The sequence below is a fragment of the Pseudomonas sp. L-22-4S-12 genome (genome assembly GCF_009799935.1).
Lineage (GTDB): Bacteria > Pseudomonadota > Gammaproteobacteria > Pseudomonadales > Pseudomonadaceae > Aquipseudomonas.
This window is the reverse complement of sequence record NZ_WELL01000002.1, coordinates 280,195-303,506: the sequence shown is the minus strand read 5'-3', so window position 1 is coordinate 303,506 and position 23,312 is coordinate 280,195. Positions and strand designations below refer to the sequence as shown.

23 protein-coding genes are annotated in these 23,312 nt (G+C 68.6%); 14 read left to right on the top strand and 9 right to left on the bottom strand.

Annotation, left to right across the window (positions count from 1 at the left end):
• Nucleotides 1-54 precede the first annotated feature (54 nt).
• The gene (locus F3I16_RS08015; protein ID WP_160493191.1) at nt 55-1,542 is read left to right on the top strand and encodes a TolC family protein; all 1,488 of its coding nucleotides are present in this window, start codon (nt 55-57) and stop codon (nt 1,540-1,542) included.
• A 74-nt stretch (nt 1,543-1,616) separates the two neighbouring features.
• Here the strand turns inward: F3I16_RS08015 and F3I16_RS08010 are convergent, their stop codons facing one another.
• From F3I16_RS08010 to F3I16_RS07985, 6 genes are all read right to left on the bottom strand, one after another.
• Nucleotides 1,617-2,078, bottom strand: coding sequence for a hypothetical protein (locus F3I16_RS08010; protein ID WP_178116651.1), 462 nt, complete (start codon nt 2,076-2,078; stop codon nt 1,617-1,619).
• Nucleotides 2,079-2,183: 105 nt separating this feature from the next.
• On the bottom strand, nt 2,184-3,962 hold the full coding sequence (locus F3I16_RS08005; protein ID WP_160493190.1) for an ABC transporter ATP-binding protein: 1,779 nt from the start codon (nt 3,960-3,962) through the stop codon (nt 2,184-2,186).
• Entirely contained in the window at nt 3,955-4,554 is a 600-nt protein-coding gene (locus tag F3I16_RS08000; protein WP_372239608.1) for a DsbA family protein, read from the bottom strand. The genes F3I16_RS08005 and F3I16_RS08000 overlap by 8 nt, the downstream gene beginning before the upstream one ends.
• Before the next feature lie 46 nt (nt 4,555-4,600).
• A complete protein-coding gene (locus F3I16_RS07995; protein WP_160493189.1) occupies nt 4,601-5,536 on the bottom strand; it encodes a rhodanese-related sulfurtransferase in 936 nt (311 codons plus the stop codon).
• Nucleotides 5,537-5,830: 294 nt separating this feature from the next.
• Nucleotides 5,831-6,136 (bottom strand): BolA family transcriptional regulator, encoded by a 306-nt coding sequence (locus F3I16_RS07990; RefSeq protein ID WP_160493188.1) that lies wholly within the window; start codon nt 6,134-6,136, stop codon nt 5,831-5,833.
• A gap of 10 nt (nt 6,137-6,146) precedes the next feature.
• Entirely contained in the window at nt 6,147-6,650 is a 504-nt protein-coding gene (locus tag F3I16_RS07985) for a DUF2059 domain-containing protein (protein ID WP_160079199.1), read from the bottom strand.
• 224 nt (nt 6,651-6,874) lie between these two features.
• Here F3I16_RS07985 and F3I16_RS07980 point away from each other — a divergent pair, with 224 nt between their 5' ends.
• The 3 genes from F3I16_RS07980 to F3I16_RS07970 all read left to right on the top strand — a co-directional run bounded on the left by F3I16_RS07980 (nt 6,875) and on the right by F3I16_RS07970 (nt 9,962).
• Nucleotides 6,875-7,876 (top strand): DUF2804 domain-containing protein, encoded by a 1,002-nt coding sequence (locus tag F3I16_RS07980; RefSeq protein WP_160493187.1) that lies wholly within the window; start codon nt 6,875-6,877, stop codon nt 7,874-7,876.
• Nucleotides 7,877-7,954: 78 nt separating this feature from the next.
• Nucleotides 7,955-9,349, top strand: coding sequence for a class II fumarate hydratase (locus F3I16_RS07975; protein ID WP_160493186.1), 1,395 nt, complete (start codon nt 7,955-7,957; stop codon nt 9,347-9,349).
• A complete protein-coding gene (locus F3I16_RS07970) occupies nt 9,342-9,962 on the top strand; it encodes an NAD(P)H-dependent oxidoreductase (RefSeq protein WP_160493185.1) in 621 nt (206 codons plus the stop codon). The genes F3I16_RS07975 and F3I16_RS07970 overlap by 8 nt, the downstream gene beginning before the upstream one ends.
• 16 nt (nt 9,963-9,978) lie before the next feature.
• Here F3I16_RS07970 and F3I16_RS07965 read toward each other — a convergent pair whose 3' ends face one another.
• Nucleotides 9,979-10,941 (bottom strand): DMT family transporter, encoded by a 963-nt coding sequence (locus tag F3I16_RS07965; protein ID WP_160493184.1) that lies wholly within the window; start codon nt 10,939-10,941, stop codon nt 9,979-9,981.
• A 259-nt stretch (nt 10,942-11,200) separates the two neighbouring features.
• Here F3I16_RS07965 and F3I16_RS07960 point away from each other — a divergent pair, with 259 nt between their 5' ends.
• A complete protein-coding gene (locus F3I16_RS07960; RefSeq protein WP_160493183.1) occupies nt 11,201-11,410 on the top strand; it encodes a DUF6316 family protein in 210 nt (69 codons plus the stop codon).
• 36 nt (nt 11,411-11,446) lie between these two features.
• Here the strand turns inward: F3I16_RS07960 and pap are convergent, their stop codons facing one another.
• Entirely contained in the window at nt 11,447-12,934 is a 1,488-nt protein-coding gene (pap, locus tag F3I16_RS07955; protein ID WP_160493182.1) for a polyphosphate:AMP phosphotransferase, read from the bottom strand.
• 131 nt (nt 12,935-13,065) lie between these two features.
• On the opposite strand from pap, the gene mnmC reads away from it, so the two are divergent.
• The 6 genes from mnmC to F3I16_RS07925 all read left to right on the top strand — a co-directional run bounded on the left by mnmC (nt 13,066) and on the right by F3I16_RS07925 (nt 17,947).
• The gene (gene mnmC / locus F3I16_RS07950; RefSeq protein ID WP_160493181.1) at nt 13,066-15,027 is read left to right on the top strand and encodes a bifunctional tRNA (5-methylaminomethyl-2-thiouridine)(34)-methyltransferase MnmD/FAD-dependent 5-carboxymethylaminomethyl-2-thiouridine(34) oxidoreductase MnmC; all 1,962 of its coding nucleotides are present in this window, start codon (nt 13,066-13,068) and stop codon (nt 15,025-15,027) included.
• 83 nt (nt 15,028-15,110) lie between these two features.
• Complete coding sequence (locus F3I16_RS07945; RefSeq protein WP_160493180.1) at nt 15,111-15,671, top strand: DUF3365 domain-containing protein; 561 nt, start codon at nt 15,111-15,113, stop codon at nt 15,669-15,671.
• Nucleotides 15,668-15,937: a metal-sensing transcriptional repressor gene (locus F3I16_RS07940; protein ID WP_256670116.1), complete on the top strand. Its 270-nt coding sequence runs from the start codon at nt 15,668-15,670 to the stop codon at nt 15,935-15,937. Before F3I16_RS07945 ends, F3I16_RS07940 begins: the two co-directional genes overlap by 4 nt.
• Before the next feature lie 18 nt (nt 15,938-15,955).
• The gene (locus F3I16_RS07935; RefSeq protein ID WP_160493179.1) at nt 15,956-16,498 is read left to right on the top strand and encodes a rhodanese-like domain-containing protein; all 543 of its coding nucleotides are present in this window, start codon (nt 15,956-15,958) and stop codon (nt 16,496-16,498) included.
• The gene (locus F3I16_RS07930; RefSeq protein ID WP_160493178.1) at nt 16,498-17,253 is read left to right on the top strand and encodes a sulfite exporter TauE/SafE family protein; all 756 of its coding nucleotides are present in this window, start codon (nt 16,498-16,500) and stop codon (nt 17,251-17,253) included. The genes F3I16_RS07935 and F3I16_RS07930 overlap by 1 nt, the downstream gene beginning before the upstream one ends.
• Nucleotide 17,254: 1 nt before the next feature.
• The gene (locus tag F3I16_RS07925; RefSeq protein ID WP_160493177.1) at nt 17,255-17,947 is read left to right on the top strand and encodes an MBL fold metallo-hydrolase; all 693 of its coding nucleotides are present in this window, start codon (nt 17,255-17,257) and stop codon (nt 17,945-17,947) included.
• Between the two features lie 3 nt (nt 17,948-17,950).
• On the opposite strand, the gene F3I16_RS07920 is transcribed toward F3I16_RS07925, so the two are convergent.
• Nucleotides 17,951-18,424, bottom strand: coding sequence for a MarR family winged helix-turn-helix transcriptional regulator (locus F3I16_RS07920; RefSeq protein ID WP_160493176.1), 474 nt, complete (start codon nt 18,422-18,424; stop codon nt 17,951-17,953).
• A gap of 111 nt (nt 18,425-18,535) precedes the next feature.
• Between F3I16_RS07920 and F3I16_RS07915 the strand changes: the two genes are divergently transcribed.
• From F3I16_RS07915 to F3I16_RS07905, 3 genes are read left to right on the top strand one after another with little or no spacing between them, the layout of a single operon-like run.
• Nucleotides 18,536-20,305 (top strand): N-acetylglutaminylglutamine amidotransferase, encoded by a 1,770-nt coding sequence (locus F3I16_RS07915; RefSeq protein ID WP_160493175.1) that lies wholly within the window; start codon nt 18,536-18,538, stop codon nt 20,303-20,305.
• A gap of 21 nt (nt 20,306-20,326) precedes the next feature.
• Nucleotides 20,327-22,066 (top strand): N-acetylglutaminylglutamine synthetase, encoded by a 1,740-nt coding sequence (gene ngg / locus F3I16_RS07910; protein WP_160493174.1) that lies wholly within the window; start codon nt 20,327-20,329, stop codon nt 22,064-22,066.
• Nucleotides 22,067-22,091: 25 nt separating this feature from the next.
• Nucleotides 22,092-23,288, top strand: a complete 1,197-nt coding sequence (locus tag F3I16_RS07905; protein WP_160493173.1) for an osmoprotectant NAGGN system M42 family peptidase — start codon at nt 22,092-22,094, stop codon at nt 23,286-23,288.
• Nucleotides 23,289-23,312 lie beyond the last annotated feature (24 nt).

Genomic DNA, 23,312 nt, shown 5'->3' with positions numbered 1-23,312 from the left:
TACAACTACACGTTCGAATGAAGGATTGAGCCGTGACAAGGGGGCGGCCCAAGGATGAAGAAGAGCCAGAAACTGTTCGGGGTCAGCCTGCTTGCGCTGGCCATCAGTGGTTGCGCAGTCACCAGCCAGCCGATCGAGCGCAGCGCCAGTGAATCTCGCGCACAACAAGACCTGCAGAGCATGTTCAAGGATCAGGAACCGCTCAGCGGCCCGCTGACCCTGCACGAGGCCATGGCCCGCGCCGTGAAGTACAACCTCGAAGGCCGTCTCAAGGTGATGGAAGAAGCCATGGCCCAGCGCCAGGTCGACCTTGCCACCTTCGACATGCTGCCGCGCATGGCACTGTCCGCCGGTTATGCCGGCCGCGACAACGTCAGCGCCTCCAGCAGCGAAAGCGTGAAAACCGGTACCGAGTCCCTCGAACCGTCCACCTCCCAGGATCGTAACCGGCGCGTGGCGGACCTGACCATGGTGTGGAACGTGCTGGACTTCGGCGTTGCCTACGTCAGCGCCAAGCAGCAGGGCGACCAGCGCCTGATCGTGCAGGAACGCCGGCGCAAGGTGATCCACACCATCATCCAGGACGTGCGTTCGGCCTACTGGCGCGCCGTCGCCGCCGAGCGCCTGCTCAAGCAGATCGACAGCCTGATGGCCCGCGTCGACCAGGCCCGCGGCAACAGCCAGCGCCTCAGCGAGCAGCGTATCGGCGACCCGATTCAGGCCCTCAGCTATCAGCGCGCACTGATCGAGGCCACGCGCCAGCTGGAAGACCAGCGCCGCGCCCTGTCCCTGGCCAAGACCGAACTGGCGACCCTGATCAACCTGCCCATGGGCAGCGACCTGACCCTGGCCGCCAGCGAGGACTATCCGGTTCCTGAACTCAAGGTCGACCTGGCCCTGCTCGAACAGGAAGCCCTGGCCAATCGCCCGGAACTGCGCGAGCAAGACTACCAGGCCCGCATCAGCGCGGCAGAAACCCGCAAGGCCATGCTGCGCCTGCTGCCGGGCCTGGAGTTCTCCGCCGGCGGGCACTACGACAGCAACAGTTTCCTGGTCAACCAGAGCTGGGCCGACTATGGCGTGAAGGTCACCTGGAACCTGTTCAACGTGCTCTCCGCCCCTGCCGCCATCGATGTGGCCAAGGCCGGCGAAGCCGTCGCCCAAGCCCGCCGCCAGGCGATGTCGATGGCGGTGTTGGCGCAACTCTACGTGGCCAATGCCAACTTCAACGAGGCGCAACGCCAGTTCCACACCAGCCAGCAACTGGCCGGCCTGGACAGCCAGATCGCCGAGCAATTGCGCAATCGCTACCAGGCCCAGGGTATCGGCGAGCTGGAACTGATCCAGGGTGAACTCAATGCCCTACAGGCCGATCTGCGCCGCGACCTGGCTTATGCCGAACTGCGCAACAGCTACGGTCAGCTCTTCGCCAGCGTCGGTCTGGATCCGCTGCCCGAGCAATTACCCTCTACCCAGCTCTCGGCCATTTCGGAGGCTCTGGCGAGCAGCGAACAGCGCTGGGAACAGGGCCAGCTGCACTAAACGCAGCCCCGGAGCGCCAGAGCCCGACTTAGGTCGGTTTCTGGCGCATGGGGCCGCGGCGAGATCCGACGCCGTCAGTCCAGGTCGCCATCGTCGAGATGATCCACCCCATCATCGATGGCATCGTCATGCTTGCTGCTCGACTCGAAGGCCTTGTCCAGCCCCAGCGCCGCGGCGATGGCCGCTGGCGTGGTGGCAACCACCGACATCGCCTTGGCCAGCCCGGTGGTTTCAGAGGAGCGGGCTGCAGCCGAGGTCGCCGCACCGTGCCCCCTGCCCTGCCCCTTGCCCTGCCCCAGACCATTGCCCGCGCCCACGCCATGGCCGAGACCGACACCCGCCGAGCCATGACCGGCACCAATGCCACCGCCGTGACCACCTCCACGGCCGCCACCGTGACCTCCGCCATTGCCGCCGCCATTACCACCGCCTCGCGCATACGCCGAGTCGATCAGTGGATTGATCTGCGCCGGCATGCCCGCCGACAGCAGCATGGCACAGGCCGACAAGGCCAGGACCCGCTTGAGCTTTGTCATGATCGCCTCTCCTCGAGTTCGTCATAACCCCCAAGCTGTCAGTGTATTAGCCGCATCGCGAGGCTGCGCCGCCAGCCGATGAACGCGTACTGACGCCCTGCTCGGCTAGTGCTGCAGGTGCCCGTAGAGTTTGGCGTACAGCCCGCCTTCGGCGATCAGCTGCTGGTGGTCGCCGTCTTCGGCGATCCGCCCGCCATCGAACACCAGCACGCGGTCGGCCTGTTTCACCGCGCTCAGGCGGTGGGCGATGATCAGCGTGGTGCGGCCGTTGAGAAAGCCGGCCAGGGCCTGGTGCAGGGCATATTCGGTGGCCGCATCCAGGGCGGAGGTGGCTTCGTCGAGGATCACCACCTTGGGATCGGCCAGCACCATGCGCGCCACGGCCAGGCGCTGGCGCTGGCCGCCGGACAGGCGCACGCCGGAGCGCCCGACGATGCTGTCCAGGCCATCCGGCAGCGCGCGGATGCTGCTTGCCAGCTGGGCGATTTCCAGCGCCTGCCAGCAGGCCTGATCCGTGCGTTCGCGGCCCATGCACAGGTTGGCGCGTACCGTGTCGTTGAACAGCGCCGGATGCTGCAGCACCACCGCCACATGCTCGCGTACCCGCTCCAGGCCGATCTCCTCCAGGCTGGCGCCGCCGTAGCGGATGCTCCCGGCCTGGGCCGAGTACAGGCCGAGCAGCAGCTGCACCAGGGTGCTCTTGCCTCCCCCGGAGGCACCGACTATGGCCACCTTCTCGCCGGGTGCGATGGCCAGGTCGAGATCCTCCAGCACCGGCTCGTCGCGGTAGGCGAACCTCAGCCCGCGCACCTCGATGCCCACCGTCTCGCGGCCCGCGAACGGATCGCTGTGGCCCGGGTACTGCGGTTCGTCGGCCCGCACCAGCAGCTCGTTGATCCGCTGCAGCGCGCCGCCGGCGGCATAGTAGGCGTACTGCAGGCTGAGCAGCTGCTCGACCGGGCCGATCATGAACCACAGGTAGCTGAACACGGCGAGCATCTGGCCGATCGACAGGTCGGAGAACAGCACCGTCAGCATGGCCGCGGCGCGGAACAGGTCGATGCCGAACTGGAACAGCAGGCCGCTGCCGCGGCTGGCCGCGTCGCTCTTCCACTGCGAGGCCACGGCGTAGTCGCGCACCTCTTTGGCACGCAGGCCGAGGCGGCCGAGGAAAAAGCCCTGGCGATTGCCGGCACGCACTTCCTGAATGGCCTCGAGGGTTTCGGTCAGGGCCTGGGTGAAGCGCGCGGTGCTGTCGTTCTCCAGCTTCTTCAGGTGCTTGACCTGCTTGCCCAGCTGCACCGTGGCGTAGATCACCAGCGGGTTGAACAGCAGGATCAGCAGCGCCAGTTGCCAGTGCATCCACAGCAGGATGGCCGAGGTCCCGGCCAGGGTCAGCAGGGCCACCAGTACCCGCGACAGGGTTTCGCCGATGAACTTGTCGAGGGTGTCCAGGTCGGTGACCAGGTGCGCGCTGACCGTGCCGCCGCCGAGGTTCTCGTACTCGCCGAGGGCGATGCGCTTGAGCCGCTCGATCAGGCGGATGCGCAGACGGTAGATCACGTCCTTGGACAGCCGCGCGAACAGGCGCGCCTGCAGCACGTTGCTGGCCAGGGCGCCGAGGCGCAGCAACAGGGTCAGCACCAGCATCAGGCCGATGTAGCCGGCCGCGCCCTCCCAGGCCGCGGGCAGGAAACGGTCCATAACCTTGAGCGCGGCCGTGCCATCGCCGAGCAGCACTTCATCCACCAGCAGCGGCAGCAGCAGCGGGATCGGCACACTGCACAGGGTGGCGAAGACGGCGACCAGGTTGGCCAGCAGCAGCGCCTTGCGATGACGCAAGGCCAGCTGGCGGATCTCCGCCCAGCTCAGCCGGTCAGCCACGCTGCCCCCGCGCCAGCCAGCGTTCGAGCAGCGGCGCCAGTACCTCGAGGGGCTGGTAGCCGTTGGTCAGCAGGGCCAGCTGGCCATCGCGCTCGGCCAGCAAGGTGGGGAAGCCGGCGATGCCGAGATCCTGCGCCCAGGAGAAATCGGCGGCGGTGGCCGCATGCATCTGCTCGCTGTCGAACAGCTCGGCGAACTCGATACGCGGAATGCCGGCCTGCTCGGCCAGTTCCACCAGCACCTGGGCCCGGGTGACATCGCGGCCTTCGGCGTAGAAGGCTTGCTGGATCAGGCGGGCCAGCGGCGCCACGCTCTGCTCGTCGACGCTGCGCGCGGTGACCAGTGCCCGGCAGGCCGGCTCGGTGTTGTAGACCAGGCCCTCGGGCAGCGCGGCAGCGAAGTCGAACAGCTGCCCGGTGCGCGCATTCACCGCCTGCCAGTGGGCGAGGATGCGCACCCTGCCGGCCGCATCCAGTGCCGCGCGCTCCTGGCGCAGGCCACCCACGACGAAATGCAGCGGCACGCCCGCCGCGCCGGCTTGGCGCGCCAACGCCTCGACCACCGGGGCGAAGCCCCAGCACCAGGAGCACATGGGGTCCATCACATAGAGCAGGCGGGGTGGGCGCACAGGCTGATCCTTACTGGTCGACGGCCTTGTAGTTGTAACCGATGGGGTGCGGCAGGTTGCGCGCCTTGGCGATCTCGATCTGTTTCTGCCGTTCGCGGGCGCTGGTGCGGGTCTTCTCCGACAGGCTGTCCCAGCAGTACGGGCAGCTGATGCCGGGGGCATAGTGCTCGGACTGGCGATCTTCCACGGAGATCGGGTTACGGCAGGCATGGCACTGGTCGTAGTCGCCTTCGCTCAAATCGTGGCGCACGGTGACCCGGTTGTCGAACACGAAGCAGTCGCCGCGCCACTTGGTCGCGTCCTGCGGCACTTGCTCGAGGTATTTGAGGATGCCACCCTTGAGGTGATAGACCTCCTCGAAGCCCTCGCCGAGCATGTAGCTGGAGGCCTTCTCGCAGCGGATGCCGCCGGTGCAGAACATCGCCACCTTCTTGTGCTTGCTCGGGTCGAAGTGGGCCTTGATGTACTCGGGGAACTCGCGGAACGACTTGGTCTTGGGGTCGATGGCGCCCTCGAAGGTGCCGATGGCCACTTCGTAGTCGTTGCGGGTGTCGATCAGCAGCACCTCGGGGTCGCTGATCAGGGCATTCCAGTCCTGCGGCTCGACATAGGTGCCGACCTTGCTGTTGGGATCCACGCCCGGCACGCCGAGGGTGACGATTTCCTTCTTCAGCTTGACCTTGGTGCGGTAGAACGGCTGCTCGTCGCAGTACGACTCCTTGTGGTCGATATCGGCCAGGCGGGCGTCCTGGCGGAACCAGGCGAGCAGGCCGTCGATGCCTTCGCGGCTGCCGGACACGGTACCGTTGATGCCTTCCTCGGCCAGCAGCAGGGTGCCTTTGATGGCGTTGTCGAGCAGGGTTTGCAGCAGGGGTTCGCGCAGCGCTTCGTAGTCCGGCAGGGACACGAACTTGTACAGCGCCGCCACGACGATCTTGGCAGTCATCAGGAACAATCTCTCCAGTGGTCGCCCGCGCAAAGGGCGGACCGGGGGTGGTTAAACGACAGCGCCGGCAGAGGCCGGCGCGGGGACAATTCTAACGCAGGGTGATAGCGCGGCGCATCCGGGCTGGATCAACGGAAGCGGCGACCAAACCTCAGAATCTGTTTCGGGTCTTTTGAGCTAGAGCCAGGCAAGGCGAAATTGGGCGAGGGCGCGGAGTTTACGAGCTGTAAATGAGCAGCCCGAGCCCGATTTCAACGCAGCATGGCCGACGATCAAGAGATCCGAGATAGATTCTCAGTGGTCGTGCTTGCTGCCGCCTTTGCAGGTCGGCGAATCCGGCGCCCCGCCCTGCTCCGCCCACTCCTGCAGGGTGTAGGTGTGCAGCGCCAGGGCATGGAACTGCGGCATCAGGTCGCCGAGGCTGGTATACACCTTCTGGTGGCGCTTGACCGCATTCAGCCCGGCAAACAGGTCGCTGACCACCACCGCCTTGTAGTGGGTTTCCTGGCCCCGGCTGTGCATATGGCTTTCATCCAGCACCTCGAGGTGTTCGGGCTGCAGAGCCTCGAGGGCCTGCTGGATCTTCTCGCGCATGCTCATGTTCGGCTCCTCAGGGCTTGGCTTGGGGTTTCTGCAGTTCGGCGGACATCTCGCCGAGCAGCTTGTTCACCTCCGGCACCGCCGGTTGCAGACGCGCCTGGGAGATCTGTACCGACTGCGCAGCCAGCGTCGGCATCTTTTCCAGCACCTTGCGCCCCAGCGGGCTCTGGTAGAAGGCCATCAGCTCCTTCAGCTCGGTTTCGCTGAAGTTACTGGTGTACAGGCGCACCATGTCGGGCTCCAGCTTGTCCCAGCCGATGGCGCGGTCGAGCGCCGCGTTGGCCTTGGCCTGGTAGCCTTCGAGCACGGCGCGCTGGCTTTGCGGGGCCTGGGCCTCGGCAAAGCGCTGGGCGAACATCTGCTGCACCTGGGCATACACCGGCATGGTGAGCTTGTCGGCACGGGTCAGTTCGAGAAAGCGTTCGGCCTGGGCCGCGTGGCTGGCCGCATCGGCAAACACCGGGCCGCTGGCGACCAGCAGCAAAGCGGAACAAAGAAAGCGCAGACGGCTCATGGCAATTCCTGACCAGGTAAGGGAAAAAGTTGACGGCGCACATTCTGCGCCCAGCACCGGCGCCGCTCAAGCCGGGGCCTGACGGAAGGACCGCTGGGCGGTTGTCAAATGGCCAGTACTTGCCCATCCTGACTACGTGCGGGCATGCTGCGCGCCATTCGAGCGGCAACCTTCCTGTCAGTCACCGGAACAGCCCGGTAACGCTTCACACACGGACGTGTCTGATGAACAGCTTCACCTTTCCCACCCTGCAGCCATTGTGCGATGCCCGCGGTCAGCTGAACCCGCAGGCCGTTGGCTGGTCGCCGCGCCCGGCCGTGCACTGCGCCATTCCCGGGCATTTCGGCCGGCGCAAGCGCTGGAACCACTGGTGCATCACCACCCCGCAGTGGATGCTGGCCCTGACCTTCGCCGACCTCGACTACCTGAGCTACGGCGCCGCCTACTTCCTCGACCTCGACAGCGGCGAACTGGCCAGCCGCAAGCACCTGCGCCCGCTGGGCCGCGGCTGCGACCTGCCCGACACCCCCCTGGAAAGCCACGAGTTCCGCCACAGCCGCCTGCACCTGCGGGCCGACGACCGCGGTTCCTCGGTGCGCCTGACCGTGGTCGCTGCGGACATCGGCGGCCAGCCGCTGCAGGTGGCCCTGGAGATCCAACGCCCCAGCCACCTGGAGTCGGTCAACCTGGTCTGCCCCATGGGCAAGCGGACCTTTCACGCCTCCTGCCGCCAGCTCGGCCTACCGGTGAGCGGCCACCTGCAACTGGGCGAGCGGCACTACGGCTGCCTGCCGGGGCAGAGCTTCGCCTCGCTGGACTTCGCCCGCGGCGTCTGGCCCCTGAGCAGCCACTGGACCCGCGCCGCCTTCGCCGCCCCCGGCGGCATCGCCGGCAACTTCGGCAGCGGCTGGTGCGACGCCAGCGGCCTGTCGGAGAACGCCCTGTGGTTCGGTGGCGAACTGCTGCACCTCGAGGAACCGGTACGCATCGAACAGAACCCCCAGGGCCCGCTGGCCCCCTGGCGCCTGAGCAGCGCCAGCGGTCAGGTCGAGCTGACCTTCAGCCCGCGCCAGCAGCACCAGGCCTACCCGCAGATCGGCCCGCTCTATGCCGATACCCGCCAGTGGTTCGGCCGCTTCGATGGCCTGCTGCGCGACCCGCAAGGCAAGAAAGTACCGGTTAACGGCGCCTACGGCTGGGTCGGCGCCACCCATGCGCGCTGGTAATAAGGCCGATAGAGACAGGCGGGAACCCCTGCGGCGCTACGCGGCCTAAACTGCGGCAGGCCTACCAGGAGAAAGCCCATGAGCCGCATCGAAACCGACAGCATCGGCGCCATCGAAGTCCCCGAAGACGCCTACTGGGGCGCCCAGACCCAACGCTCGCTGCTCAATTTCGCCATCGGCGAGCAGCGCATGCCGCTGGCCGTGGTGCATGCCCTGGCCCTGATCAAGAAGGCCGCCGCCCGGGTCAACCAGCGCAGCGGCGAGCTCGATGCCGACATCGCCCGGCTGATCGAACAGGCCGCCGACGAAGTGCTGGCCGGCCAGCATGACGCCCAGTTTCCCCTGGTGGTCTGGCAGACCGGCAGCGGCACGCAGAGCAACATGAACGTCAACGAAGTGCTCGCCGGGCGCGCCAACGAGCTGGCCGGCCAGGGCCGCGGCGGCAAGAGCCCGGTGCACCCCAACGACCACGTCAACCGCGCGCAGAGTTCCAACGACAGCTTCCCCACCGCCATGCACATCGCCGCCGTGCAGGCCGTGCAGCACGACCTGCTGCCGGCCATCGCCGAGCTGTCCGGCGGCCTGGCCGCCCAGGCGGCGCGGCACATGGACCTGGTCAAGACCGGGCGCACCCACCTGATGGATGCCACGCCGATCACCTTCGGCCAGGAACTGTCGGCCTTCGTCGCCCAGCTCGACTACGCCGAGCGGGCCATCCGCGCCTGCCTGCCGGCCGTCTGCGAGCTGGCCCAGGGCGGCACCGCGGTGGGCACCGGGCTCAACGCGCCGCAGGGCTTTGCCGAGGCCATGGCCGCCGAGCTGGCCGGCCTCAGCGGCCTGCCCCTGGTCAGCGCACCGAACAAGTTCGCCGCCCTGGCCGGGCACGAGCCGCTGGTCAGCCTGTCCGGAGCCCTGAAGACCCTGGCCGTGGCGCTGATGAAGATCGCCAACGACCTGCGCCTGCTCGGCTCCGGGCCGCGCGCCGGCTTCGCCGAAGTGCGCCTGCCGGCCAACGAGCCGGGCAGCTCGATCATGCCCGGCAAGGTCAACCCAACCCAGTGCGAGGCGCTGTCCATGCTCGCCTGCCAGGTGCTGGGCAACGACGCCAGCATCGCCTTCGCCGCCAGCCAGGGCCACCTGCAGCTCAACGTGTTCAAGCCGGTGATCATCCACAACCTGCTGCAGTCGATCCGACTGCTGGCCGATGGCTGCCGCAACTTCAACCAGCACTGCATCGCCGGCCTGCAACCGGACGCCCGGCAGATGGCCGCGCACCTGGAGCGCGGGCTGATGCTGGTCACCGCGCTGAACCCGCACATCGGCTACGACAAGGCCGCCGAGATCGCCAAGAAGGCCTACGCCGAGGGCCTCAGCCTGCGCGAAGCGGCCCTGCAGCTGGGCTATGTGAACAACGAACAATTCGACGCCTGGGTCCGCCCGCAAGACATGCTGGAGTCTGGTCAACATGGTTGAAGAAGGAAGAAGCGGCGCCACTCCACTGGAAGGCGACGGCAAACGGATCCTGCTGATCCTCGGCACGCCCAAGTCCGACAGCCTCTGCCACGCCCTGGCCGAGGCCTACAGCAGCGGCGCGCGTGGCGAAGGCCATGTGGTGCGCCAGCTGCGCCTCGGCGAACTGCAGTTCGACCCGATCCTGCGCGACGGCTACAGCCAGGGCCAGGCCCTGGAGCCCGACCTGCTGGAGGCCCAGCGGCAGATCCACTGGGCCGAGCACTTGGTGTTCGTCTACCCGGTCTGGTGGGGCGGCGTGCCGGCCCTGCTCAAGGGCTTCTTCGACCGGGTGTTCCTGCCCGGCTTCGCCTTCAAGTACCGCAACCGCTCGCAGCTGTGGGACAAGCTGCTCAGCGGGCGCACCGCCGACCTGCTGGTGACCCTGGACACGCCGCCCTGGTACTTCCGCTGGATCTACGGCGCGCCGGCGCACCGGCAGATGACCCGCACCATCCTCGGTTTCAGCGGCATCAAGACCCGCCGCCTGGCCGAGTTCGCCCCGGTGCGCCCCTCCTCCGAGGAACAGCGCCAGGACTGGCTGCGCCGCGCCGAACGCCTGGGCGTGCGCGCCTGAGTCTTGCCCGCAGACCTTAGAGTTGCGCCAGCTGGCGTGCCTTGCGCGCCCGCCAGCCGGCCAGCAGGGAGGGCCCCAGCGCGGTCAGGGCCGAGCCCAGCACCACCAGCAGCGCGCCGCCGTAGGCCAGCCAGTTGATCTGCTCCGGCTGCACGTGCGCGGGCCACAGGCTGGCAGACACGGCGACGGCGACGAAGGTCACCAGCGGGGTGATCGACAGGGTCGCGCTGACCCGCGAGGCCTCCCAGTGCGCCAGCGCCTCGGCGAAGGCGCCATAGGCCACCAGGGTGTTCAGGCAGCAGGCCAGCAGCAGCCAGCCCTGCACCGGGCTGAGCTGCAATGCCTGCAGCGGCCGCGCCCAGGGCGTGAGCAGCAGGGCGCAGGCCAGGTAGATCACCATCATCACCTGCAGCGAGTTCCACACGGTCAGCAACTGCTTCTGCGCCAGGCCGTAGAAGGTCCAGAGGAAGGCCGCCAGCAGCACGATCAGCACGCCGCTGGTGTAGGCCGTCAGCGAGGTCAGCAGCTCGTGCAGGCGCTGGTTGAAGAACAGGCCGAAGCCCAGCAGCAGGATGCCCAGGCCGATGCCCTGGGCCCGGCTGAACGACTCGCGGAAGACGAACAGGCTGGCGATCAGAAACAGGATCGGCGCCATCTGGATCACCAGCTGGGTGGTGCCCGGGCTGAGCAGGTTGAGGCCGACCAGGTACAGCACATAGTTGGCCACCATCCCGGCAATCGCCAGCAGCAGCAACCAGCGCCCCTTGCGCCCCAGCGCGGCAAAGCGCGGCAGGCGCCGGCTCAGCGTCAGCCAGACGAGCAGCAGCAGGCCGGCGCCGAGCAGGCGAAACCAGGTGACGGTGATCGGATCGAGTACCCGCAGCACCTCCTTCAGCTTGATCGGCAGGATGCCCCACAGCAGCGCGGTGGTCAGGGCGAGAAGCAGGCCGTAGAGCCAACGGCCGGAGGAAACGTGCATGACAGCCTCGACAGGAACGCGCGCTCCCAGCGGCAGCGCAGCAGGCGTTCATTCTAGGCGCAGAACGCCGCCGCACACAGACACAGTTGACCGGATGGTCAGCCCGCAACTGTGCCCCTGATCTACCCGCCACACAGCCTGAGCCAGCAGGCCGGCGTGGCGCATCCGAGCGAAATTCGACCACCTGTCGCGCAGTCGTGCCCGTCGGTCTGCAAACGCTAGACTGAAAACAGCTCATCCTCCGGCAGGAGACTCCACCATGTTCGGTCAGCGCCATGTCGACCCGGCTCCCGGTACGCACTACCGCAGCGAGCGGCTCAGCGCCGTCAACGGCCAGTACTTCTTCTCCACCCGCGAAGGCACCCTGGAAGGCCCGTACTTCACCCGGGTCGATGCCGAACGCGAGATCGTCAGCTATATCCGCCGCATCCAGCAGGGCCGCGACGTCATCGAAAGCCGGGTGAACTGAGCGCCCCGCCTCCCGGGCTGCGCCGGCCGCCCGACCTCAATCCTTGGCAAAAGCCTGTTCCAGCGCCTGGTTGATCGTGCGCAGCACCTTGACCCGGGCAAAGCGCTTGTCGTTGGCCTCGACCAGGGTCCAGGGCGCGATGGCGGTGCTGGTGCGATCGACCATGTCACCCACCGCGTCGCAGTAGTCCTGCCACTTGTCGCGGTTGCGCCAGTCCTCCTCGGTGATCTTGAAACGCTTGAAGGCGATCTGCTCGCGCTCCTTGAAGCGCTGGTACTGGGTGTCCTGGTCGATGGCCAGCCAGAACTTGACCAGCACCACGCCGGCATCGCTGAGCTGCTCCTCGAAGTCGTTGATCTCGCTGTAGGCGCGCAGCCAGTCGCTCGGCTCGCAGAAGCCCTCGACCCGCTCCACCAGCACCCGGCCATACCAGGAGCGATCGAACACGGTGAAATTGCCGCGCGCCGGGACATGCCGCCAGAAGCGCCACAGATACGGCTGCGCGCGCTCCTCCTCGGTGGGCGCGGCCACCGGCACGATGCGGTACTGGCGCGGGTCGAGCGCCGCCGCCACGCGGCGAATGGCGCCGCCCTTGCCGGCCGCATCGTTGCCCTCGAACACCGCTACCAGGGCGTGCCGACGCATGCGCTTGTCGCGCATCAGGCCGGCCAGGCGGGCCTGCTCGGCCGCCAGCTGCTCCTGGTAGTCGTCCTTGTCCAGGCTCTGGCTCATGTCCAGGCTGTTGAGTAGGCCGAGGTTGTCCAGGCTGGCCACCAGCGGGGCCACATGGGGCTGCGGCGGGCGCCGTTTCTTCACCTTGAGCGCCGCCTGCAGGCCGTCGAGGAGGATGCGCCCGACCATCAGGCTGCGGTAATGCTCGTCGGCCCCCTCAACCACGTACCAGGGCGCGAAATCGCGGCTGCTGCGGCGCAGCACGCGCTCGCCGAACCGCACGAAGCGGTCGTAGGTTTCCGACTGCTGCCAGTCCAGCGGGCTGATGCGCCAGCTGTGCAGCGGGTCATCCTGCAGCGCCTTGAGACGGGCCTTCATCTGCTTCTTGGACAGGTGGAACCAGAACTTGAAGATCAGCGCGCCTTCGTCGCAGAGCATCTGCTCCAGGCTCAGGGCACTATCGATGGCCTGGTCCAGCACGGCGTTCTTGATGCGCCCGTGCACCCGCCCCTGGAGCATCTGGCTGTACCAGTTGCCGAAGAAGATGCCGATCCGCCCCTTGGGCGGCAGCTGCCGCCAGAAGCGCCAGGCCGGCGGTCGCGCCAGCTCCTCGTCGGTCTGCCGGTCGAAGGTACTGACCTGGATCAGGCGCGGGTCCATCCACTCGTTGAGCAGCTTGACCGTCTCGCCCTTGCCCGCACCCTCCACACCGTTGATCAGGATGATCACCGGGAAGCGCCCCTGCTGCTTCAGCTCGTACTGCGCCTCCAGCAGCGCCTCGCGCAGTATCGGCACTTCCCGGTTGTAGGTGTCCTCGTCGATGGCATGGCCCAGCTCGGCGGATTCGAACATATGCAGCTCCTTGATCTGACCCGCTCAGCCTAGCGGATTCGGCAGCGCCAAGCCTACGCCGACAGCCGCGAACCCGCTTACAGTTCCGGCTACAATGCGCGCCTCGCTCCAGGCTGCCAGCACCTTTCGCCATGACCGCTATCCACCACGCCCAGCTCGACTGGACGGAACAGGGCCAGCCCCTGTCGCGCCAGTTCGACGATGTCTACTTTGCCCGCGAAGACGGCCTCGGCGAGACCCGCCACGTGTTCCTCGCCAACACCCAGCTGGCCGAACGCTGCGCCGCCCTGCCCGCCGACGGGCGCCTGGTCATCGGCGAGACCGGCTTCGGCACCGGCACCAACTTCCTCTGCGCCTGGCAGCTGTTCGAGCAGAGCGCGCCGGCCGATGCCCAGCTGCACTTCGTCAGCGTGGAGAAATACCCACTGCGCCGCGCCGACCTGCAACGCGCCCTGGCCCTGTGGCCAGAGCTGGCGCCCTGGGCGACGCAGCTGCTGGAGCAGTACGTGGCCATTCATGCCGGCTTTCAGCGCCTGGTCCTGGCTGGCGGCCGGGTGGTCCTCACCCTGCTGATCGGCGACGCCCTGGAACTGCTGCCGCAACTGGACGCACGCATCGATGTGTGGTTCCTCGACGGCTTCGCCCCGGCCAAGAACCCGGAGATGTGGAGCCAGGCGCTGTTCGACCAGCTCGCCCGCCTGTCCGCCCCCGGCACCCGCCTGGGCACCTTCGCCAGCACCGGCTTCGTGCGCCGCGGCCTGGCCGCCGCCGGCTTCGCCATGCGCCGGGTGCCCGGCCATGGCACGAAGTGGGAGAACCTGCGCGGCGACTACGCCGGCCCCGCGCCGGAGCCGGCCAAGCCCTGGTTCGCCCGCCCGGCGCCGGCCCCCGCGCAGCGCCAGGCGCTGGTGATCGGTGCCGGCCTGGCCGGTTGCGCCACGGCGGCCAGCCTGGCCGCCCGCGGCTGGCAGGTGAGCCTGCTGGAGCGCCACAACGCGGTCGCCCAGGAAGCCTCCGGCAACCCGCAGGGCGTGCTCTACCTGAAACTCTCGGCCCACGGCACCGCCCTGTCGCAGCTGGTGGTCAGCGGCTTCGGCCACACCCGGCGCCTGCTCGAACGCCTGCCGCGGCCGCAGGACTGGGACGCCTGCGGCGTGCTGCAACTGGCCTTCGACGCCCAGGAGGGCGAACGCCAGGCGCGCCTGGCGGCGGCCTTCCCCGCCGACCTGCTGCAAGCCCTGAGCCGGGAACAGGCCGAGGCCCGCGCCGGCATTGCCCTGCCCGCCGGCGGCCTGTTCTACCCGGAGGCCGGCTGGGTACACCCGCCAGCCCTGTGCCAGCTGCTGGCCAGCCAGCCGAACATCCGGCTGTTGCTGCACAGCGAGGCGCTGCAGCTGGAGCGGATCGACGGGTGCTGGCAAGCCCGCGACGGCGAACGCCTGCTGGCCGAGGCGCCGGTCGCGGTGCTGGCCGGCGCCGCCGAGGTGAAGCGCTTCGCCGCTTCCAGCGCGCTGCCGCTCAAGCGCATACGCGGGCAGATCAGCCGCCTGCCGCAGACCGAAAGCAGCCGCGAGCTGGCCTGCGTGGTCTGTGCCGACGGCTACGTGGCGCCGCCGCGGGCGGGCGAGCACACCCTCGGCGCCAGCTTCGACTTCCACAGCCAGGACTGCGAGCCCACCGCCGCCGAACATGCGAGCAACCTCGAACTGCTGCGGGAGATCTCCGGCGACCTGTGCCAGCGGCTGCAGCTCGACCGGCTCGACCCGGCGCAGCTACAGGGCCGCGCCGCCTTCCGCTGCACCAGCCCGGACTACCTGCCGATCGTCGGCCCGCTGGCCGACAGCCAGGCCTTCGCCAGCGCCTACGCGGTACTCGGCAAGGATGCCCGCCAGGTGCCGGATACTCCCTGCCCCTGGCTGGACGGCCTCTACGTCAACAGCGGCCACGGCTCGCGCGGGCTGATCACTGCACCGCTGTGTGGCGAGCTGCTGGCCGCCTGGCTGAACGACGAGCCGCTGCCGCTGCCGCGCAGCGTGGCCGAAGCCTGCCACCCCAACCGCTTCCCGCTGCGCCAGCTGATCCGCGGCCGATAGCCGCAGGCCGATAACCGGCCCTTGCCTTCGCTCGCCCTCGCCAACATACTCCACGGGGTATATAAATCCCGGGAGTGTTCTCCATGCGCCTGCTATTTCTCTGTGCCGCCCTGCCCGCCCTGAGCTGGGCCGCCGCCCCGCTCGACAGCGACCACCTGGCCGCCGAAGCCGCCAGCCTGATTCCGCCGTTCCAGCAGCAACTGTTGCAGACCGTGCAGCAGGCCGTGGCCAGCGGCGGCCCGACTGCCGCGGTCGAGGCCTGCCAGGCGCTCGCCCCGCAGATCGCCGAGCAGCACAGCCGGAGTCCGTGGCGCATCGGCCGCACGGCCCTGCGCCTGCGCAACCCGGCCAACCAGGCGGATGCCTGGGAACGCCAGGTGCTGGAAGACTTCGCCCGGCGCAGCCAGGCCGGCGAGCCGCTGGCGCAGATGCGCCAGGCGGCCGTGGTCGACGGCGAATTCCGCTACATGCAGGCCATCGCCACCGGCGAACCCTGCCTGGCCTGCCACGGCAGCCAGATCAAGGCGCCCGTGGCGGCCCTGCTCGATCAGCGTTATCCGCAGGACCAGGCCCGCGGCTTCCAGCTGGGCGAGCTGCGCGGCGCCTTCACCCTGCGCCGGCCAATCGGCGAGGTACAGCCATGACCCCGGAAAACCGCGCGCCCCACCAGGACGCCATGCTCAAGCGCTTGGCCCGCGTCGAAGGGCAGATCCGCGGCATCCAGGCGATGATCCGCCGCGGCGAGGAGTGCGAGGCCATCGCCCAGCAGTTCGCCGCCGCGCGCAAGGCCCTGGATAAGGCCTACCAGGAAATGCTCGCCTGCCTGCTCGAGGAAACCGTGCTCGACCCGGCGCGCGACGATGCCGAAACCCTGGCGCGCGTGCGCGCCATCTTCACCAAATACACCTGATACCCCCTGGAGTACCCCATGAACCAGTCTTTCTGCCTGATCGACGCCCCGCGCTTCGCCGCCGCCCAGCACCAGGGCCGGGTGCGTTTTCTCATCGACGTGCGCAGCCCGGCGGAATTCCGCGCCCAGCATGTGGCCGGCGCGCGCAATGTGCCGCTCGACCAGCTCAACCCCGAGCAGCTGGTGGCCCAGCTCAAGAGCGAAGGCCTGCACAGTGGCGATGAGCTCTACCTGCTGTGCCAGCGCGGCCAGCGCGCCCAGCGCGCCGCCGAGCAGCTGCAGCACCTGCTGCCCGGCATCCAGGTGGTCGACGGCGGCACCGAGGCCTGCGTGGCCTGCAGCATGCCGCTGAACCAGGCCGCCAGCGGCGTGATCAGCCTGCAGCGCCAGGTGCAGATCACTGCCGGCAGCCTGGTGCTGCTCGGCTGCATCCTCGGCACCTGGCTGCACCCCGGCTGGTACGGCCTGGCCGCCTTCGTCGGCGCCGGGCTGACCTTCGCCGGCATCAGCAACACCTGCGCCATGGCCCTGCTGCTGGCGCGCATGCCCTGGAACCGTTGATGGAGGGGTTGCTGTTCGAGACCCTCGGCATCGGCGTGGTGCTCGGCCTGCTGCTCGGCCTGACCGGGGCCGGCGGCTCGCTGGTGGCCCTGCCGCTGCTGCTCAGCCTGCACCTGCCACTGCGCGACGCCATCGGCGTGAGCCTCGGCGCCGTGGCCCTGACCGCCCTGGTCGGCGCCATCCCGCGGGCCGTCCAGGGCCTGGTGGCCTGGCGCCCGGTGCTGCTGCTGAGCCTATGCGGCCTGCCGGGCAATGCCCTGGGCCAGTGGCTGGGCCGCTTCGTCGCCGAGGCGCCGCTGATCATCGCCTTCTGCCTGCTGGTGCTGTGGTCGGCCTGGCGCATGTGGCGCGGCGCCCGCCTGCCGCGCCACGAGCAGGCCATCACCCGCCACCTGCCGCTGGTCGGCATCGGCCTGGCGGTCGGCCTGCTCTCCGGGCTGCTCGGCGTCGGCGGCGGCTTCCTGGTGGTGCCCGCCCTGCTCTGGTTCACCCCGCTGTCCATGCTGGCCGCCACGGCCACCTCGATGGCGGTGATCGCCCTGGTCTCCGGCGGCGGCTTCGTCCTCTACCTGAGTGGCGCCAACCCGTCGCCCCTGCTGCTCGCCAGCCTGGCCGTCGGCGGCGCGCTCGGCGTGCTGGGCGGCAACCTGCTGGCGCAACGCCTCGGCGGGCCTCTGCTGCAACGTCTGTTTGCCCTGATGCTGGTCGTGGTCAGCCTGTCGCTGGCCGCGCAGAAACTCCTCGGAGGAGCCTGAAATGCTGTTTCGCCAATTCTTCGATAGTGTCAGCTCGACCTACACCTACCTGCTCGCCGATCAGGGCGAAGCGGTTCTGATCGATCCGGTCAAGGACAAGCTGGACGACTACCTGCACCTGCTCGGCGAGCTGCAGCTGCGCCTGGTGCTGGCCGTGGACACCCACACCCATGCCGACCACATCACCGCCCTCGGCGGCCTGCGCGACGCCACCGGCTGCCGCAGCGGCTTCGGCGCCCAGAGCGGCAGCACCTGCGCCAGCTTCACCTTCGCCGACGGGCAGCGCCTGAGCTTCGGCCGGCGCGAGCTGATCGCCTGGCACACTCCCGGGCACACCGACGACTCCTACTGCTTCCTGCTGCCGGCCGGCGCCGGCGAGCCGGCCCAGCTGTTCACCGGCGACACCCTGCTGATCCGCGGCAGCGGCCGCACCGACTTCCAGAACGGCGACGCCCGCGCGCAATGGGCCAGCCTGCAGCGCCTGCTCGCCCTGCCCGGCGACACCGCCGTCTGGCCCGGCCACGACTACCGCGGCTGGACGCGCTCCAGCATCGCCGAGGAAGCCGCGCACAACCCGCGCCTGCAGGTGGCCGACGCCGAGGCCTATGCCCGCCTGATGGCCGGGCTGAAGCTGGCCAACCCGCGCCTGATGGACGTTGCCGTACCGGCCAACCGCGCCTGCGGCCAGGGCTGATCGCTACTCCGGCTCGCCACAGAGTTCGGCCGCACGCAGCAGCGCGGCCGTCAGGCTATGCCGTTCCCACTCGGGCAAGGTCGCCAGGGCGCTGCGCAGTGCCGGTGGCAGCAGCGGTGGCGCCTGTTCCAGTAGCGCCCGCCCCGCTTCGCTGAGCAGCAGCCACTGGCGCCGGCGATCCTGGTCGTCGCGCTGGCGCATCAGCAGCCCCCGCTCCTCCAGGCGATCGAGCATGCCCGAGAGCGTCGCCGCACTGAGACTGACCCGCCCGCTCAAGGCGCTGGCCGTCAGTCGCGTCTCGCCCCCCAGCACCCTCAGGATCATCAGCTGCATGGGCGTCAGGCCGCCGAAGCGGGCCAGGCGCTTGGCATGCACCTCGCCCGCCTGCTGCAAGCGCCGCAAGGCCTGGAAGAGTGCCGGCTCGAAGGCATTCATCACCGCCAAATCAATTTCAGTAGGAAGTATTTTTTCTGTCATATATGGCTTATATCTGAAAAAGAACTTTGACATCAAAGTATTAATTTGTTTTGGTAAAAAGCGTTGCGCAGCACTGCGCAACCTCCCCAACGGCAAAACCGGTAAGGAATTATGTGCGGAATCGCTGGAGAACTACGTTTCGATAAGCAACCGGCCAACCTGGCCGCCATCGAGAGAATCACCCATCACCTCGCCCCGCGCGGCCCCGACGCGCATGGCTTCTACAGTTCGGGCCCGCTGGCATTCGGCCACCGCCGCCTGAAGATCATGGACCTGCAGGCCGCCTCTGGCCAGCCGATGATCGACCACCAGCTGGGCCTGGCCCTGGTGTTCAACGGGGCGATCTACAACTACCCGGAACTGCGCAGCGAGCTGCAGGCCCTGGGCTACCAGTTCCACTCAGACGGCGACACCGAAGTGCTGCTCAAGGGCTACCACGCCTGGGGCGAGGCGCTGCTGCCGAAACTCAACGGCATGTTCGCCTTCGCCATCTGGGAGCGCGACCGCGAGCAGCTGTTCATCGCCCGCGACCGCCTCGGCATCAAGCCGCTGTACCTGAGCCAGAGCCCCGAACGCCTGCGCTTCGCCTCGACCCTGCCGGCCCTGCTGCAGGGCGGCGATGTCGACACCAGCCTGGATCCGCTGGCGCTCAACCACTACCTGAACTTCCACGCCGTGGTGCCGGCGCCACACACCCTGCTCAATGGGGTGAAGAAGCTGCCGCCCGCCACCTGGCTGCGCATCGACGCCGCGGGCCGCTGCGAGCAGCAATGCTGGTGGCAGCTGCCATTCGGCCCGCACCGCGACGAAACCCTGCTGGAGCTGCCGGACTGGCGCGATCGCCTGCTCGACGGCCTGCGCGAGGCGGTGGCGATCCGCCAGCGCGCCGCGCTGGATGTCGGCGTGCTGCTGTCCGGCGGCGTCGATTCCAGCCTGCTGGTCGGCCTGCTGCGCGAGGCTGGGGTGGAGCAGCTGTCGACCTTCTCCATCGGCTTCGAGGATGCCGCCGGCGAGCGCGGCGACGAGTTCCACTACTCCGACCTGATCGCCAACCACTACGGCACCGACCACCACCAGCTGCGCATTGCCGAGAGGGAGATCCTCGAACAGCTGCCGGCCGCCTTTCAGGCCATGAGCGAGCCGATGGTCAGCCATGACTGTATCGCCTTCTACCTGCTGTCGCGCGAGGTGGCCAGGCACTGCAAGGTGGTGCAGAGCGGCCAGGGTGCCGATGAGCTGTTCGCCGGCTACCACTGGTACCCGCAAGTGGACGGCGCCAGCGATGCCTACGCCGCCTACCGGCGCGCCTTCTTCGACCGCGACCACGAGGAATACGCCGCCTGCGTGCAACCGCGCTGGCTGAGCGACGACTGCGCCGGCGACTTCGTCCGCGCGCACTTCGCCCAGCCGGGCGCCGTGACCGCGGTGGACAAGGCCTTGCGCCTGGATGCCACGGTAATGCTGGTCGACGATCCGGTGAAGCGGGTCGACAACATGACCATGGCCTGGGGCCTGGAGGCGCGCACGCCGTTCCTCGACTACCGCCTGGTGGAATTGGCGGCCCGCATCCCGGCCCGCTTCAAACTGCCCGACGGCGGCAAGCGGGTGCTCAAGGAAGCGGCACGCCAGATCATCCCCCACGCGGTGATCGATCGCCCCAAGGGCTACTTCCCGGTGCCGGGGCTCAAGCACCTGCAGGGCCAGACCCTGGACTGGGTGCGCGAGCTGCTGCTCGACCCCGGCCAGGATCGCGGCCTGTTCAACCCGGCCATGCTCGACCGCCTGCTCAGTGACCCACAGGGCCAGCTGACGCCACTGCACGGCTCCAAGCTGTGGCAACTGGCTGCCCTCAACCTGTGGTTGCAGCAGCACGGCCTTTAGCACCCAAGGAGAGCGACCATCATGCGAGCCACTGCCCTCAACCAACGTTTACTCCGCGGTCAGCCGCCGTCCTACCAGCGGCTGCAGGCTCACCTGGCCAAGGACGGCAGCCAGCAGGCGTGCCCATCCCTGTCCCTGCACTGCGGCTGGGGCCGCCTGCTGATCGGCCATACCTTTGCCAACCCCGTCGACCTGGCCGCCGAGCTGCTCGCCGAGCAGCCCGGCGAGCGCGACATCGCCCTGTACGTGGCGGCCCCGCAGCAGGTCCTGGCCCAGGCCCCGCAGCAGCTGTTCCTCGACCCCTCGGACACCCTGCGCCTGCGGTTCAGCGACTATCGCCCGGCGCGGCGCAGCTTTCGCGGCTACCGCATCCGCCGCGCCCAGAACCCGGCCGACTGGCTGGCCATCAATCAGCTGTACCAGCTGCGCGGCATGCTGCCGGTCGACCCGTGCAAGCTCACCCCCCGGCACCAGGGCGGCCCGGTGTACTGGCTGGCCGAGGACGAGGACAGCGGCGCGGTGATCGGCAGCGTCATGGGCCTGGATCACCTCAAGGCGTTCCACGACCCCGAGCACGGCAGCAGCCTCTGGTGCCTGGCGGTTGACCCGCGCTGCAGCCGCCCCGGCGTCGGCGAAGTGCTGGTGCGGCATCTGATCGAGCACTTCATGAGCCGCGGGCTCAGCCATCTGGACCTGTCGGTGCTGCACGACAACCGGCAAGCCAAGGCGCTGTACGCCAAGCTCGGTTTTCGCGACCTGCCGACTTTCGCCATCAAGCGCAAGAACGGCTTCAACCAGCCGCTGTTCCTCGGCCCCGGTCCGGAGGCCGAGCTCAACCCCTATGCGCGGATCATCGTCGACGAAGCCCACCGCCGCGGCATCGAGGTGCAGGTGGAGGATGCCGAGGCCGGTCTGTTCAGCCTCAGCCACGGCGGGCGACGCATCCGCTGCCGGGAGTCGCTGTGCGACCTGACCAGCGCGGTGAGCATGACCCTGTGCCAGGACAAGCGCCTGACCCACCGCACCCTCGCCCGCGCCGGCCTGCAACAGCCGGAACAGCGCCTGGCCGGCAGTAGCGAGGCGAATGCCGCCTTCCTCGCCGCACACGGCAGCCTGGTGGTCAAGCCGGTGGACGGCGAGCAGGGCCAGGGGGTGGCCGTCGACCTGCGCAGCACCGCCGCCGTCGAGCAGGCCATCGCTCGCGCCCGCCAGTTCGACAGCCGGGTGCTGCTGGAGAGCTACCACCGCGGGCAGGACCTGCGCATCGTGGTGATCGGTTTCGAGGTGGTCGCCGCCGCCATTCGCCACCCGGCCGAGGTGATCGGCGATGGCTTGCACAGCATCGGCGCGCTGATCGAAGCCCAGAGCCGCAGGCGCCAGGCCGCCACCGGCGGGGAAAGCCGCATCCCGCTGGACGCGGAAACCCAGCGCACCCTGCACGACGCCGGCTATGACTACGACAGCGTGCTGCCGGCCGGCACCCGCCTGGCAGTGCGCAAGACCGCCAACCTGCATACCGGCGGCAGCCTCGAGGATGTCACGGCGGTGCTCCACCCGCAGTTGCGCGAGGCGGCCATCAAGGCGGCCCGCGCCCTGGATATTCCGGTGGTCGGCCTGGATCTGCTGGTACCGGCCGCCGACCGCCCCGAGCACGTCTTTATCGAAGCCAACGAGCGCGTCGGCCTGGCCAACCATGAGCCGCAGCCCACCGCCGAACGCTTCATCGACCTGCTGTTCCCCCTCAGCCAGGCTGCCGGCTGAGCCTGCCGCCACCCCAGGAGTCCGTATGTCACAGCTCCCCGAGCCCGATCTCGACTACCTGCGCCGAGTCCTGCTGGAGATGCTCGCCATTCCCAGCCCGACCGGCTTCACCGACACCATCGTGCGCTATGTCGCCGAACGCCTGGAGGAGCTCGGCATTCCCTTCGAGCTGACCCGCCGCGGCACCATCCGCGCCACCCTGCAGGGCCGGCAGAACAGCCCGGACCGTGCGGTGTCGGCGCACCTCGACACCATTGGCGCCAGCGTGCGCGAGATCAAAGACAACGGCCGCCTGGCCCTGGCGGCCGTCGGCTGCTGGTCGAGCCGCTTCGCCGAAGGCAGCCGGGTCAGCCTGTTCACCGATCAGGGCGTGCTGCGCGGCAGCGTGTTGCCGCTGCTGGCCTCCGGGCATGCCTTCAACACCGCGGTGGATCAGCTGCCGATCAGTTGGGAGCATATCGAGCTGCGCCTCGACGCCTATTGCAGCACCCGCGCCGACGGCGAGGCGCTGGGCATCGCCATCGGCGATTTCGTCGCCTTCGACCCCTTGCCGGAGTTCACCGAAAGCGGCCACATCAGCGCTCGCCATCTGGACGACAAGGCCGGGGTGGCGGCCCTGCTCACGGCGCTGAAGATGATCCGCGAAAGCGCGGCCAAACCGGAAATCGACTGCCACCCGCTGTTCACCATCACCGAGGAGGTCGGCTCCGGCGCCGCGGCGGCGCTGCCCTGGGATGTCAGCGAATTCGTCGGCATCGACATCGCCCCGGTGGCGCCGGGGCAGCACTCCAGCGAACACTGCGTGAGCGTGGCCATGCAGGACTCGGGCGGCCCCTACGACTACCACCTGTCGCGTCACCTGCTGGGCCTGGCCCAGACGCACAAGCTGCCCGTGCGCCGCGACCTGTTCCGCTACTACCACAGCGATGCGCAGTCGGCCGTCACCGCCGGCCATGACATCCGCACCGCGCTGCTGGCCTTCGGCTGCGATGCCACCCATGGCTACGAGCGCACCCATATCGACAGCCTGGCCAGCCTGGCGCGCCTGCTCGGCGCCTATATGCTCAGCCCCCCGGTGTTCGCCAGCGACGCCCAACCCGGTCAGAGCCAGTCGCTGGAGCGTTTCAGCCACCAGATCGAGCACGACGCGCAGCTGGCCAGCGAAACCCAGGTGCCCAACCTCGACAGCGTGCTGGGAACACGTCCACCACCAGCCGACTAGCAGGTGCACGGAGAACTTGCTGCC